The sequence below is a fragment of the Williamsia sp. genome, from assembly GCF_036566845.1.
GTDB lineage: Bacteria > Actinomycetota > Actinomycetes > Mycobacteriales > Mycobacteriaceae > Williamsia.
Genome location: NZ_DATCVM010000015.1, coordinates 1 through 14,041 on the forward strand (window position 1 = coordinate 1; position 14,041 = coordinate 14,041).

Genomic DNA, 14,041 nt, shown 5'->3' on the forward strand with positions numbered 1-14,041 from the left:
CACGCCACCATCGTCGTCACCGACGGCGACTCCTACCGCATGAAACACCGAACGGAGGCACCCACCACAACCTGAACTACCCACACAAGGCGGGGACTTTCACCTGGCCACCAGTGGGGACATCAAACTGGCCGTTGACACGGGCAGCGTAGGCCAGAGCCGCATGGTTCGGTGCGTCGTCGCCGATCAGTACCCGCAGCGGGCGGTCGGGATCAGCCAGGTGCGCGACCAGCGAGTCGGCGGCCTGACGCGGATCTGAATCCGTCGACGGTTCAACGGGATCGGCGATCGGCCAAGGGATCTCCGCGGTGCCGAACATGGCGGTGCGGAGGTCGTCGTACTCCGGTTTCGGTGCCGCGAATGACATGCTCGACCCGGCCCAGTCGGTGGCGAATCCGCCGAGTTGGGCGATCGTCACCCGGATCCCGAATTGCGCGACCTCGGTGGACAACGCCTCGCTGAATCCTTCGAGGGCCCACTTGCTCGCGTTGTAGAGCCCGAACATCGGCATCGAACCGATGGCGCCGACCGTCGAAATCTGCACGATGTCGCCACCACCGCGCGCCCGCAAGTGTGAGATCGCGGCCCGGGAGGCCCACAGTGCACCGAATAGGTTCAGGTCCAGATGATCTCGGGCCTGCTGCTCGTCGACCTCTTCGAGAGCTCCGACGAAACCGGCGCCTGCGTTGTTGACGAGGACATCGAACCCGCCGAAGACCTGTGCCGCTTGATCGATAGTGTCGGTGACTGCGGCGGCGTCGCGGACGTCGAGCAGCATCTCCCGCGCCGAGTCCGGGTGGTCGGCGAGCAGCTCTGCCATTGCTCCGGAGCGGCGGACCGTCCCGACAACGCGATCTCCCTGATCCAGGGCGGCCTGCGCAAACGCCCGGCCGAGCCCGCGGCCGGCGCCTGTGATCAGCCAGGTGCGGGTAGCGCGTGATGCTTCGCGCATAGTGTGATTCCCTCCAACGAGACGGTGTGTCTCGTCAGGATGGCAGAGGGCAATGCTCGCGGTCAAGACGGAGCGTCTCGTCTCGTGGTGTTGTAGCTTGACGGTATGACCCGTAAAACTCCGGAAGCCACACGTCCAGATGTGCCGGGCCCCGACGCTTCCCGGCGCAGCGACCGAGCCCGGCGGGCAATCCTCTCCGCGACGCGCGACCTCGTCGCGGACGTGGGATACACCCGATTGAGCATCGAAGGAATCGCGTCCGCCGCCGGAGTTGGCAAACAAACGATCTACCGATGGTGGCCATCAAAGGCAGCCGTGGTCTTCGACGCGATTCTGGACTCCAACTCGCAGGAAGAGGGCTCGGTGACGCTGCCGGACACCGGCGATCTCGAATCCGACCTTCGGGTCGTGCTCCGGGGGGCCGTCGCTGCTCTCATCGATCCTGCCAACGACCGGCTTCAACGCGCGATCACCGCTGAGATCCAGACCGACGTCGCCATTGCCGACGAACTGGTGCGGCGGCTGCTCCGCCCGCAGCTCGATGCGACCGCCGCCCGCATCGCGGCCGGTGTCGGGGCCGGTCAGGTGGACGACTCGGTGGACCCGAAACTGGCGGTCGAGTTGCTGTTCGGCCCGATCTTCCACCGCTGGCTGCTACGAACCGGTGAATTGGACGACACGTACGCCGATGGCGTGCTCGCCATGGTCATGAGGGGCCTGCGGCCGCGCTGAGCGGCATTGCTGGGGGCCGCGGGCCAAGCGCTGTCGGACGCCACTCGATGGCGCACGAACTACATGCTTGATGCAGGGTTGCTCGGGTGCTCCGGCGCATTGTCTCCCGCACGGCCATCCTCGCCCGTACTGATTTCCTCGGCGTCGGAGTTGATCGGCTTTGCGTCGACCGGACGCAACGGGTCCCCGCCGACCACCTGATCGGCCAGTTCGAGGCCCGCTCCGGCGTAGACGTTGAAGGCGATGCCGACGCCGTGGTCTTTTGCCCACTGCACCTCGTCGTCGTAGCGGGCGACCGCGGCGACCTCGCCGCTGAACCCCGACTCGCGCAGGCATTCGAGCGCGGTGACGTTGGCCCCGTGACGCGGCATGGCCAGCACCGCGATACGTACCGACTCCGAATGGCGCAGCTGGTTCCAGAAGTCCAGGTCGGTGGCATCACCCTCAATGACTCTGAGCCCCTGGTCCTCGAGTCGCTCGATTCGGGGTCCGTCGTAGTCGACGCCGACCACCCGTAGACGGTAGTGATCGGTCAGTCGCTGGTAGGCGGCCAACCCGACCCTGCCCATGCCGATCACCACGACCTCGGCGTCGCCGGCATCGCCGGGGCGTTCTTCCGGATGCAGATGGTGTTCGTCCTGGGCGGGTAGCCGCGCGGCGATCTTCTCCACCACGAGATGTCCACGCCTGTTGACCAGCGCCGAGACAACGAAGCTCAGTGCGACGGCGATGGACATCTCCACCAGCCACGCATCCGCCAACAACTCGGATGTGACCCCGACCGACACCACGATCAGGCCGAATTCGGAGTAGTTCATCAACCCCAGCCCACCAAGGATGGCGGTGCGGTATCGCAGCTTCATGAACGACAACAGGGCTACATACCAGGCGGCCTTGAACGGCAGAAGCAACACCATCAGCACGGCGACACCTATGGTGGGCAGGTCGGGTAGCCCGGTCAGCCCGATCGACACGAAGAACGCCACCAGCAGCAGTTCTTTGATGTGGAACAGCGAACGTGCGAGTTCGGACGAAGCCGGATGGGACGCGAGCAGCACTCCGACGATCAGTGCCCCGAGGTCACCTTTGAGTCCGACTGCGGTGAACCACGCATACCCGGGCACCAATGCCATGACGATGCCGAACAGCGATTGCATCTCGCCGTGGCCCAGTTGGCTCCATATCCTGCGCAGAATGCGGGTGAGCGGCCACAAACCCACCAATGTCAGTGCCCACGGGCTGGGCGGGTGTCCGCCGGTCACGGTCAGGAAGACCACGGCGACGATGTCTTGCATCACCAGGATTCCGATGGCGACGCGGCCGTACAGCGAGTGTGATTCACCCCGCTCCTCGAGGATCTTCACCACGAACACGGTGCTGGAAAACGACAAGGCGAAGGCGAGCAGGGCGATCGTCTGCAAGCTCTGTCCTGCCAGCATCGACACCCCGGCCACCGCGGCGAGCCACATGACGGCGCCGCCGAAGATCACGCTGACCAGCATGTGAACGGATGTCGTCAGCCACACCTCTCGACGGAGCAATATGCGTACGTTCAGCTTGAGGCCGATCGCGAACAGAAGCAGCGTGACCCCCAGGTCAGCCAGCACGTCCAGTTGCGGCAGTTCCTCGACATTCAGTGCGTTGATGACAAACCCCGCCGCCAGGAACCCGACCAACGGAGGCAGGCGCATAGCCATGGCGAGGCCGCCGAGGCCGAAGGTGATGACGAGATAAATGGCGACGACTGTCACGCGCTCCCCTTGCTACCGGGCGTGGGCGGCCGCCAATGCCGTCGGCGCGCCCAGGTGCTGAAGGTCTACAAGTATCCAGGTAAATGTCGGATTCTGCTGTGTGGTCGTCCTACCTCGAGGGGCAATGCGACCGGCACCGAGCTCGATCGACTTCGGCCATCTACTGAAGCGCCGGACGGGAGTGGTGGACGGACGCACCCGACGGATCTGTGACAGCAGCGATTTCGTAGGGGCGATAGCCGCAGACATTTTGTGACCGGCTGATACTCGCGAATTCGCAAGGCCTCAACGCCGGCAAACGCGCAATTGGGATCAATGTCACGCACCGCTCAGTTGGGCGCAGGCCAACCGCCGCGAAGTCGTAAGGTTAGGCAAAACCAGGGAGAATCAGCAATGGATCAGCCGCCATCCGCGCCGCCCGCCGACGGGGCCACGACATACACCGGTCCGCCGCGCAAAAGCCTGACCATGTCAGTCTTGATGACACCAGACATGAGTAACTTCTCCGGAAATGTCCACGGCGGCGCACTTCTGCGACTGCTGGACCAGGTTGCCTATGCTTGTGCGAGCCGATACGCCCAAACGTACGTGGTGACGATCTCAGTTGACCGCGTCATCTTCCGGGAGCCCATCCACGTGGGGGAATTGATCACCTTTTCGGCCTCTGTCAACTACACCGGCCGAACATCGATGGAGATCGGAATCCGGGTCGATTCAGAGGATGTACGGGCTGGGACGCTTCGGCATGTGAACAGCTCCTACTTCAACATGGTCGCGGTTGATGAGACCGGTAGCCCAACATCTGTCCCAAACCTCACACCGGCGGACGAGGTCGAGAAGCAACGCTATGAATCGGCAAAGGTGCGGCGAAAAGCGTTCCAAGCCATAACAAACCATCAAATTTCGGGCGCACAGGAGTAGCTCTCCGGTCAAAGGGGCTGATCGTCCGTTACCGTTACCGTATGGGTAACGATTGGCGGGAAGCTCGGGTCGATGAAGTGCGGTCGTTGATCATGCAGGCCGAGCCCGACACCGTGGAAGAAGTGAAGTGGCGCAAGCCCTCGAATCCGGATGGCGTGCCGAGCTTCTCGCTCGACGGCCTCGTCTGCACAGTCGAGAGTTACAAGGACAAGATCAAGGTGACCTTTGCCAAGGGTGCCTCCCTCCCTGACCCGGCGAAGCTGTTCAACGCCAGCCTCGGTGCGGGTGTTCGGCGGGCGATCGACATCAAGGAGTCCGATTCAGTCGACCCGGACGCCTTCGTGGCGCTGATCCAGGCCGCGGTCGCACTGAATCGGGGATAGCAGCGGACGTATGCCGCCCGACGCAGTGGTGCTCGACCTCCCCTTCGGTGGGAGGTGGATGGCCCGCAACAGTCCGGCCCGGCGAGTACCCAGTCATGGGACAGATCTGTTCGGATCGACCTATGCGATCGATTTCGTCGCTGTCGGAGACAACGATCTTCCGGCTCCGCGTAGCTGGCGATCCGCGTTGTCGGTCGAGGCGCCGGAGATCTTTCGCGGCTTCGGTGAACCGATCGTCGCTCCGGCCGAGGTCACTGTGGCGCTGGTACATGATGGGGAACCGGATCATTCGGCTCGACGCTCCCAGATCACCCTGCTCCCTTACACGCTCGGGCAGGCCAGACGCGTACGTGACGGAATCCCCGCCATCGCCGGGAATCACGTGGTGCTGGCTCTGGGGCGCGGCGGGCCGTTCATCCTGCTGGCTCATTTGCGTTGCGGCACTGTGATGGTCGATGAGGGTGACCGTCTGGTGGCCGGAGATCGGGTCGGTGAATGTGGCAACTCCGGAAACAGCACCCAGCCACACGTTCACGTGCAGGCCACCGATTCGTTGAACTGGACAACAACTCGCGGTCTGCCGGTGGCGTTCCGGCGAGATCGCGGAATCGACGGCGAGACATGGCTGCCGGGCGAATCCGAGGTCTTCGACGCCGGAACCCTCTGATCCGGCGCCCCAAGCTCGTTATCCCACAAACCGATCGGACACCTGCGAGACTCGAACCAGCAACGTGTCGCCGAGCAGGACGGGCCGGACGATGACCGAAGGCAGGACTGCTGGACCGGGTGCACCCGCGGGTGAACTCGAGAAACGGAAGATCTACGCCATCTTTGGTGGCCTGATGCTGGCGATGCTCCTGGCGGCACTCGATCAGACGATTGTGGCGACGGCACTGCCGACGATCGTCAACGATCTCGGCGGAGCCGATCACCTGACCTGGGTGGTCACGTCGTACATGCTCGCAACCACGGTGACCACACCACTCTGGGGCAAGCTCGGCGATCTCTTCGGCCGCAAGCCGCTGTTCATCGCCAGTGTGGTGGTATTCCTGGTCGGCTCGGCGCTGTGCGGCCTCGCCGGGTCGATGGTGACACTGATCGCCTTCCGGGCCCTACAGGGTGTGGGCGCCGGCGGCCTGATGGTGTTGGCGCAGGCCATCATCGGCGACGTGGTTCCTGCCCGCGAACGCGGGCGTTACCAGGGGCTCTTCGGAGCGGTGTTCGGGCTGGCCAGTGTCGCAGGGCCTTTGCTCGGCGGATTCTTCGTCGACAACCTCAGCTGGCGGTGGGTCTTCTACGTCAATCTTCCGATCGGTGCGGTTGCCTTGGTCGCAGTGGTGCTGGTGTTGCCGACCACCACGGCCCAGGTCAAGCCCAAGATCGACTACGTCGGCGTGCTGCTGCTCGCGTCCGCTGCCACCGCCATCGTGCTGGTGACCAGCTTTGGCTCACTGTGGGGTTGGACATCGGTGCGGGTTCTCGGCCTGACCGTCATCGGGGTGGTCTGCGTGGTCGCCTTCGTGATGGTGGAGCGGCGGGTGCCGGAGCCGGTGATGCCGCTGCGGTTGTTCACCAACCGGGTGTTCGCCGTTGCCGCGTCCGTCGGGTTCGTTGTCGGGTTCGCGATGTTCGGTGCCATCACATTCTTGCCGCTGTTCCTGCAGACGGTGCGCGGGGACACGGCCACCGAGTCGGGCCTGAGCATGATCCCGATGATGGCGGGTCTGCTGATCACTTCGATCGGCAGCGGCCAGCTCATCAGCCGGACCGGACGCTACAAGGTGTTCCCGATCCTGGGCACCGCGATCTTCACCGTCGGCCTGTACCTGTTGTCGACGATGGATCGTTCGACGTCGGATGTGACCATCGCGCTGTATCTTTTCGTTCTCGGTGTCGGGCTGGGGATGGTGATGCAGGTTCTGGTGCTCGCGGTCCAGAACGCGGTCGAATTCCGCGACCTCGGAACCGGAACCAGTGGTGCGACCTTCTTCCGCACGATCGGTGCATCCGTGGGTGTCGCCGTATTCGGTGCGGTGTTCAACTCGCAGTTGGATTCGAATCTGGCGGGCAGGGTGCCGGACGGGGCAGAGGGACGATGTTCCGCGGAGGTCCTGGAAGCCTCGTCATCCGGACTTCCTGGGTGCCCACCGGTGGTGCAGGACTGGTTCCTCAGTGGCTTCACCGATGCGTTCGGAATCGTGTTCATCGTCGCCGTCCCCTTCGGACTGCTGGCATTCGCCCTCGCCTGGCTGTTGCCCGAGGTACCCCTGCGCGATGTCACGAAGATGCCCGATGTGGGGACATCGTTCGGACTGTCCGGCGAGCGGACCTCGTTGGAGGAGTTGCGGCTTCAGATCTGGCGAACCCTCGGACGCGAAGACCGGCTCCGGGCCTGGGAACGGGTGGTCGATGCCGCCGACAGTTCGCTGACGCGGGGTGAGGCCTGGATGGTCAGCCGGGTGGCAGAGGAAGGCACTCGTGAAATCAGTGTGATGTCGGAGGTTTCGCAGACACCGCTCCCGGTTGTAGAGGAGACCGCGCAACGTCTGCAGCAGCGCGGCATGATCGACCTCGGGCACGGTCTGGCGGTCATCACCCCCACCGGCCAGGAGGAAGCCGAACGCCTGCTGGTCGCTCAGCGGCAACGCATCCAGCATTTTGTCGACAATTATCCCGGCAGCGATGAAGCCGACGTCGATGAGTTGATCGACGAGATCGCCCGGCGGTTGCACGTCGAGGCCCCGGCCTGAGTTGCGCCAGGTGAGCGGGGGAGCTGGTTCCGCTCTCGCTGTGCGAGTGACAAGATGGCACACTCTGGTAAAGAATGCATCGCATAGCTAATCGATCTGAGGGATCGCCAACCGCGTGGGGGATGGTCACGAATGCTTGAAGGGGAAGGTCGACGGGGCCTTGACGCGATCGCGCGCGTCGAGGGCGGGCGCGACGGTTGGCGGCAGGAATCCGTCGTCGACCTGGGTGGGGACGACCTCCGGAAGAAAGCGCTGGTGTCGGTCATCCGGCGGTTGGCGTCGCCGGCGGACGATCAGGCCGCATTTCTCGAACGTCTGGACGTCGGTGTCGATGAGCTCGCATTACAGTTCACCGACCTCACCGCGTCAGTGCCGCGTGGCCTGAGTCAGGACTGTCGAAACGACCTGTCGTCGCTCGATCGTCTCCTGGCGGAACTCTCCGCTCCCGGCAACTCTCATCTGCTGGGCTTCGACGCGCTGCAGTCGGCGCCGGAGTGGGCACGGGTACGAGCACTGGCACACAAGTTCCTCGCCGACCTCGCGGTGGCCACGCCGGGACCGGATCGTTCGTGACGAGGTGGTTCCTTGCCTCCGTCGGGGTGGAAGGTGCCGGGCCTCAGTGCGCCAGCTTGAGGCCGATCACGGCGCCGACGATGATCAGGATGAGGACGATCTTGATGATCGATGCGCTTTCGCTCCCGGTGACCATCGCGTAGCCGACGGTGAGGCCGGCGCCGATGCCGACCCAGATCGCATACGAGGTCCCGATGGGGAGTGTTCGCATGGCGAACGCCAGCAAGGCCATCGAAATGATCAGCGCGACTCCGAAGACAATGCTCGGCCCGAGCCGGGAGAGGCCCTCTGATTTGCCGAGTGCGGTGGCCCAAACAGCTTCGAACACACCGGATATGACCAGTACGACCCACGCCATGACCAGACTCCTTCCGTGGAAGTACCGTCTTGTCGCCGTCCGGGTACGGTTTCGATCGTCCGGATCGATCATCGCTGATCTGCCTCGACCATACCCACACCGCGGGGACACGCTGCCGCGGCGGTGATTCTGACCTTGCCTGCCTCGAGCTTCGCGCGGGCTAGATTCAAAGGGCAACGGATTGTTCGGCGGATGTCGGAGGGAGTTGGCTGATGAGGGACAACTTCTTCCATTGGAATCTGCGTTCGATGCCGGATCAGAGTGGCCGGCGGATCATTGTCACGGGCGCGAGCAGCGGGCTCGGCGCGATCATGACCCGCGAGTTGGCGAAACGGGGCGCCGAGGTGGTCCTGGCGGTGCGCGACATCGTCAAAGGGCAGCGGGTCGCGGACAAGATCCGGGCTACGCGGCCCGACGCCCGGCTACAGGTGGGGGCGATCGAGCTGACCGACCTGGACTCGGTCCGCGCCTTCGCCGCTCGGATGACCGCTCTGGACAAGCCCATTGATGCCCTGATCCTCAACGCCGGCGTCGGCAATCAGCCCTACGTGGTGACCGCGGACGGGATCGAGAGCACCTTCGCCGCCAACGTCGTCGGGCATTTTGAACTGACCAGCAAACTCCTGCCTCTCCTCGAACGCGCGCATGCGGCGCGAGTGGTCAGCGTCGGCTCCAACCTCTACCGGCGGGTCACGGCCGACGTCGACTTCAGCGATCTGAGTTTCGAGCACGACCATTCACCGCACGGCGCCTACGTCGTGTCGAAGGTGGCGACGGTGCTGTTCGCCGTGGAACTCGAGAACCGGCTACGTGAAAGCGGTTCGTCGGTCAAGAGTTTCATCGCTCATCCGGGCCTGAGCAAAACGCCCATGCACAACGCGGTGAACGGCATCGTCGCCAAATCGGTGATGGCCGTGGCGCATGCGACCGTATCCCGCGATCCGGAAGAAGGCGTGCTACCGCTGCTGTTCGTCGCCACCAGTACGCACGCGGAGACCGGCAGATTCATCGGCTGGCACCTACGGCGGGGTGACAAGCGGATCTGGAGTGACGAGATCAGGGGCGTCGGCCTCAATCGTGATCTGGCGCAGCAGATGTGGGAAGCGATCGAATCGGCCACCGCGACCAGAGAATCAAATGGGTAGGGCTCCCACAATCACGGACAACTCGTTCGTACTCGGCTACGGTGTCGGTAGATCCCTGAATCCCTTCGCCAGCTTTCCCGCAGTCTCGTAGAAGACGGAGTCCGAGTCATGGCATACGAACCCAAACCGCCCACGGAAGCGACCATTCAAGCCAATCGCGACGCCGCAGCGCTCTACGATCTCGACAACCGCGAAGACTTCATCGCCGCCTCCCGCGGCCGGATCGCCGAGTTGCCCGGCAACGTTTTCGCCGACAGTGACGGTTCTGTGGTGTTCGACCCCAGCGCCTTCGACTACATCCGCGACGAGGATCCGGCACCGGACTCGGTGAACCCGAGTCTCTGGCGCCAATCCCAGATCATCAAGCGCGGCGGCCTGTTCGAGGTCACCAAGGGGTTATACCAGGTGCGCAACAACGACATCGCGAACCTCACCGTTGTCGAGGGCGACGATGGCCTCATCGTCATCGACTGCATGGCAGGTGTGGAGTCGGCCCGTCAGGCGATGGACCTGATTCGCGAGCACGTCTCCGACAAACCGGTCGCCGCAATCATCTACACGCACACCCACATCGACCACTACGGTGGCGTCAAGGGTGTTGTCGATGTCGACGACGTCGCGTCGGGCAAAGTGCCGATCATCGCTCCGGGCCACCAGTTCGACAAGTACGCCATCGGCGAGAACGTCATCGCCGGCAATGCGATGGCACGTCGCGCCAGCTACGCGTTCGGGAGTCATCTCGACCTCAACGCGCTCGGACATGTCACGTGTGGAATCGGTATCGCCAGCACCGCAGGCCCGGCCGTCTCCTATATTTCACCCACCGACCTGATCACCGAAACCGGTGCGCGCCGTGAGATCGCGGGCATCGAATTCGAGTTCATGTACACCCCCGACACCGAGGCCCCCGAAGAGTTCCACATCTGGATTCCCCAGCTCAAGGCTCTGACGTGCGCCGAGAACGCCAACCACTCGTTGCACAACATCCAGACCCTGCGCGGCGCCCGAACCCGCGACGCCCGCAACTTCGCGCGTTACCTCGACGAGACGTTGGAGCGCTGGGGCGATGAGGCCGAGGTGCATTACGGTCCGCACACCTGGCCGGTCTGGGGCAACAACGAGGTGGTCCCTTTTCTCGAGTCGCAACGCGACGCGTACAAGTTCATCCACGATCAGTCGTTGCGGCTCGCGAACAAGGGTTACACGCCCCTGGAGGCCGCCGAGGCACTCGAACTCCCCGAGGAGTTGCGGCGCAACTGGGCCAATCGGGGCTACCACGGCACCCTGCACCACGATGTCCGCGCGGTCTACACCAAGGAACTGGGTATGTGGGACGGCGACCCGGTGTCGCTCCATCCCCATCCGCCGGCCGATGCGGCCCGACGGTTCGTCGAGTTCGCCGGCGCCGACAAGATCCTCGAAGAAGGCAAGCGCGCATTCCACGCGGCCGACTACCGGTGGGCCGCAGAGATTCTCCACAAACTGGTGTTCGCCGACCCTGACAACAAGGTGGCCCGCGAGCTCCAGGCCGATGCGTACGAGCAGATGGGTTATCAGGCCGAGGGCCCACAATGGCGAGGCATCTTCCTGACCGCAGCGCTCGAGCTCCGGGAAGGCAACCAGCCACCCCCGTTCGTCACCGCGAGTGCCGATTCGATCCTGGCAATGCCGCTCGACATCCTCTTCGACTTCGTGTCGGTCCATGTCATCGGCGACAAAGCCGCAGAAGTAGATCTCGGGATCAATCTGGAGTTCACCGATGCCGACGAGAAGTGGACGATGTGGGTCAAGCGCGGGGTGCTCAATGCGCGTCGAGGGCTGCGCGACGACACCGGGCTCACTGTCGCGGGGCCCAAGGCTGCCCTGGTGTCGGTGCTCTTGAAACCGGCCACGGCCGCCGCGTTGGCTGACAAAGGCACGATCACACTGACGGGCGACACCTCGGTGCTCACCATATTCGGTGGTGTGCTCGACGAGTTCGATCCCGCGTTCCCCATCGTCACGCCGTGAACTGACGTCTGACCCGTGACCGGCGCGGTGCGCGGCGTCACCCGTTAGGGTTGCCGAGTGAACACACGAAAGCCTGAAGCCTCCCAACCGATCACGGGGAGGCGCCTTTCGTACATCGCCTTTGCTGTCGTAGTCATCGTCTACCTGGTGATCATCCAGTTGGGCGGCCGCCTCATCGAGGGATGGGCCGACGAAGACGACACGTTCAGCACCCGCGGGGTCGTCTTCACGATGGTGATCCCACTCGGCCTGGCTTTTGTGTTCACATATTTGGTCATCTCGGCGCTGGGATGGTGGCGGCCAGTGACCAAGGACGACCGGCCGGTCAGCCGCTGGGTGTGGGTTGTGCCGATCGTCTTGATCGTCGCGATTCTGGCCGGCATCGACTACAGCGCACTCGCAGACAAAGGCTGGCTGTTTGTCATCGCCCTGCTCGTTGCCACCCAGTTCGTCGGATGGGGCGAGGAGGGCATGTTCCGCGGCATCGGTGTGACCATGCTGCGCAATCACGGCCTCAGCGAAGGCCGGGTTGCCCTGTGGTCCAGTGTCATCTTCGGTGCCGTGCACCTGACGAACGTGTTCGGGCATGGTGCGTCCGCGATTCCCCAGGCCATCATGGTCAGCTTCGCCGGGTACTTCTTCTATCTCACCCGCCGGGTCTCGGGCGGAAATGCCCTGAACTCGGTGCTGCACGGCCTGTTCGACTTCGCGTTGCTGAGCAGCACGGCGATCGTGGTGGACCAGCAGATCTACGCCGGCGCCTTCGCACCGATCCTCGTCTACCCGATCCTGGCCATCATCCTGTTCGTCAGACGGCACCACATCGAACCGTCCCGCGATACCGGCGAGACGGTTCGATCCGGAGCCTAGACTCGGCCGGCGGTCAGCAGCAGCGGCCCGGCGGGTTGTTGTCCTGCGCGGCGTAGCGATTGCGCCAGTAGTCACTCTCGGACAACGGAGGTGTGCCTGGGTGCCGCGCCGCCTGGTGTTCGACGTAACGCCGGTAGTGGTTGTCGCCCATCACCGATCTGACATACCAGCGCACCGCCCGAAGACCGCGCCGCGTCAGTGACGCAACGGTGCCGGATTCTTCGTCAGATACTCGTCCTATTCCCGCTGCACCTCCTTTTCGGTAGGTGTCGGGATCATGCCGGTGGGTGCGAAGAACTTGGAGTTGGTCGGCTCGTCCTCCGTTGACGGCAGCCCGCCGTTTCGAATCGCTTTGACGCAGACGAACAGTGCGGCGATGACGGTTGTTCGAGAAGATCTTCTCCCACGACGCTGTCATGGTGACCACCAGATCCCAGACCAGTGGAACCCCGGGTATCCAGGCCCATTTGAAGAGCCCGCGTTTGAGCGCGACCACCAACACCACGGTCAGTGCGATCGCGGCCAGCAACTGATTGGCGATGCCGAACAGCGGGAACAGGGTGTTGATACCGCCGAGGGGATCGGTCACACCCATCAGCAGGATCGAACCCCACAGGCCCACCACGATCAGGGTGCACAGCCAGGCGCCGGACCGCCACGACGGATCCTTGAATCGCTTGGCGCCCTTCACATTGCTCAAGCCGTCCGAGAGCATGAATCGGGCGACGCGGGTCCCGGCGTCGACGGTTGTCAGGATGAACAGCGCCTCGAACATGATCGCGAAGTGATACCAGAACGATCGCATCGATTCGCCGCCGAATGCCTCCTGCATAGTGTCGGCCATACCCATGGCAAGTGTTGGTGCACCACCGGTTCGGGAGATCACAGACTCTTCGCCGACGGCTCTGGCTGCTTCCTCCAGCTGCGCGGCCGTGGCCGGATCGCCGCTCAGGCCCAGACCGTTGACGTATTCCGCGGCGGATTCCGGTGTGCCACCGGTGACGGCCGTCGGCGCGTTCATCGCGAAGTAGAGATGCTGGTTGAGGATGCAGGCCGTGACCAGAGCCATGATCGCGACAAACGACTCGGTCAGCGTGCCGCTGTATCCGATGATCCGGGCCTGGCTCTCCTTTTCGAGCATCTTCGGCGTTGTCCCGGAAGCGATCAGTGAATGGAAACCGGAAAGGGCGCCGCACGCAATGGTGATGAACAGGAAGGGGAACAGTGAACCGGCAAGGCCGGTCCCTGGCCATTGCTCGCGAACTCGCTGACCGCGGGGGCCTGCATGACCGGACGGGCGATCACGATGCCCAGGACCAGCAGCGCGATGGTGCCGATCTTCATGAACGTGGACAGGTAGTCGCGGGGTGCCCGCAGCCAGACGGGCACTACGGCCGCGGCGAACCCGTAGATGATGATGCACCAGCTCAGGAAAACCGGCGACAGGCTGAACAAGTCGCGCCCCCAACCTGATTCGCCAACCCAGCGCCCGGAGATGATGGCGAGCATCAGCAGGACGAAACCGATCACCGAGATCTCGGAGACCCGACCGGGGCGCAGGTAGCGCAAATAGACACCCATGAACAGCGCGATCGG

13 protein-coding genes, 1 pseudogene and 1 riboswitch are annotated in these 14,041 nt (G+C 63.8%); of the genes and pseudogenes, 9 read left to right on the forward strand and 5 right to left on the reverse strand.

Annotated features, from left to right (window positions below; translation table 11 throughout):
- Positions 1 to 76: 76 nt before the first annotated feature.
- On the reverse strand, positions 77 to 952 hold the full coding sequence (locus tag VIQ49_RS00535; RefSeq protein ID WP_331879857.1) for an SDR family NAD(P)-dependent oxidoreductase: 876 nt from the start codon (positions 950 to 952) through the stop codon (positions 77 to 79).
- Positions 953 to 1,057: 105 nt separating this feature from the next.
- Here VIQ49_RS00535 and VIQ49_RS00540 point away from each other — a divergent pair, with 105 nt between their 5' ends.
- Entirely contained in the window at positions 1,058 to 1,684 is a 627-nt protein-coding gene (locus VIQ49_RS00540; protein WP_331879858.1) for a TetR/AcrR family transcriptional regulator, read from the forward strand.
- Positions 1,685 to 1,743: 59 nt separating this feature from the next.
- Here VIQ49_RS00540 and VIQ49_RS00545 read toward each other — a convergent pair whose 3' ends face one another.
- Positions 1,744 to 3,435 (reverse strand): cation:proton antiporter family protein, encoded by a 1,692-nt coding sequence (locus VIQ49_RS00545; protein WP_331879859.1) that lies wholly within the window; start codon positions 3,433 to 3,435, stop codon positions 1,744 to 1,746.
- Between the two features lie 393 nt (positions 3,436 to 3,828).
- On the opposite strand from VIQ49_RS00545, the gene VIQ49_RS00550 reads away from it, so the two are divergent.
- The 5 genes from VIQ49_RS00550 (at position 3,829) to VIQ49_RS00570 (ending at position 8,062) form a co-directional block, all read left to right on the forward strand.
- On the forward strand, positions 3,829 to 4,356 hold the full coding sequence (locus VIQ49_RS00550; RefSeq protein ID WP_414731546.1) for an acyl-CoA thioesterase: 528 nt from the start codon (positions 3,829 to 3,831) through the stop codon (positions 4,354 to 4,356).
- A gap of 41 nt (positions 4,357 to 4,397) precedes the next feature.
- On the forward strand, positions 4,398 to 4,739 hold the full coding sequence (locus VIQ49_RS00555) for a DUF1801 domain-containing protein (protein ID WP_331879860.1): 342 nt from the start codon (positions 4,398 to 4,400) through the stop codon (positions 4,737 to 4,739).
- Positions 4,740 to 4,749: 10 nt separating this feature from the next.
- The gene (locus tag VIQ49_RS00560; RefSeq protein ID WP_331879862.1) at positions 4,750 to 5,406 is read left to right on the forward strand and encodes a M23 family metallopeptidase; all 657 of its coding nucleotides are present in this window, start codon (positions 4,750 to 4,752) and stop codon (positions 5,404 to 5,406) included.
- A 91-nt stretch (positions 5,407 to 5,497) separates the two neighbouring features.
- On the forward strand, positions 5,498 to 7,489 hold the full coding sequence (locus tag VIQ49_RS00565) for an MDR family MFS transporter (RefSeq protein ID WP_331879863.1): 1,992 nt from the start codon (positions 5,498 to 5,500) through the stop codon (positions 7,487 to 7,489).
- Positions 7,490 to 7,621: 132 nt separating this feature from the next.
- Positions 7,622 to 8,062, forward strand: coding sequence for a hypothetical protein (locus tag VIQ49_RS00570; RefSeq protein WP_331879864.1), 441 nt, complete (start codon positions 7,622 to 7,624; stop codon positions 8,060 to 8,062).
- A gap of 43 nt (positions 8,063 to 8,105) precedes the next feature.
- Here VIQ49_RS00570 and VIQ49_RS00575 read toward each other — a convergent pair whose 3' ends face one another.
- A complete protein-coding gene (locus tag VIQ49_RS00575) occupies positions 8,106 to 8,420 on the reverse strand; it encodes a DMT family transporter (RefSeq protein WP_331879865.1) in 315 nt (104 codons plus the stop codon).
- Between the two features lie 18 nt (positions 8,421 to 8,438).
- Positions 8,439 to 8,505, reverse strand: a riboswitch (guanidine-III (ykkC-III) riboswitch).
- A gap of 127 nt (positions 8,506 to 8,632) precedes the next feature.
- On the opposite strand from VIQ49_RS00575, the gene VIQ49_RS00580 reads away from it, so the two are divergent.
- From VIQ49_RS00580 to VIQ49_RS00590, 3 genes are all read left to right on the forward strand, one after another.
- Entirely contained in the window at positions 8,633 to 9,565 is a 933-nt protein-coding gene (locus VIQ49_RS00580) for an SDR family NAD(P)-dependent oxidoreductase (protein ID WP_331879866.1), read from the forward strand.
- Positions 9,566 to 9,673: 108 nt separating this feature from the next.
- Positions 9,674 to 11,575: an alkyl/aryl-sulfatase gene (locus VIQ49_RS00585; protein ID WP_331879868.1), complete on the forward strand. Its 1,902-nt coding sequence runs from the start codon at positions 9,674 to 9,676 to the stop codon at positions 11,573 to 11,575.
- A 57-nt stretch (positions 11,576 to 11,632) separates the two neighbouring features.
- Positions 11,633 to 12,445, forward strand: a complete 813-nt coding sequence (locus tag VIQ49_RS00590; RefSeq protein WP_331879869.1) for a CPBP family intramembrane glutamic endopeptidase — start codon at positions 11,633 to 11,635, stop codon at positions 12,443 to 12,445.
- A 13-nt stretch (positions 12,446 to 12,458) separates the two neighbouring features.
- Here VIQ49_RS00590 and VIQ49_RS00595 read toward each other — a convergent pair whose 3' ends face one another.
- The gene (locus VIQ49_RS00595; protein ID WP_331879872.1) at positions 12,459 to 12,686 is read right to left on the reverse strand and encodes a YbdD/YjiX family protein; all 228 of its coding nucleotides are present in this window, start codon (positions 12,684 to 12,686) and stop codon (positions 12,459 to 12,461) included.
- Positions 12,683 to 14,041 (reverse strand): annotated as a pseudogene (locus VIQ49_RS00600) (carbon starvation CstA family protein); the annotation flags it as partial. The gene VIQ49_RS00595 and the pseudogene VIQ49_RS00600, both read right to left, overlap by 4 nt.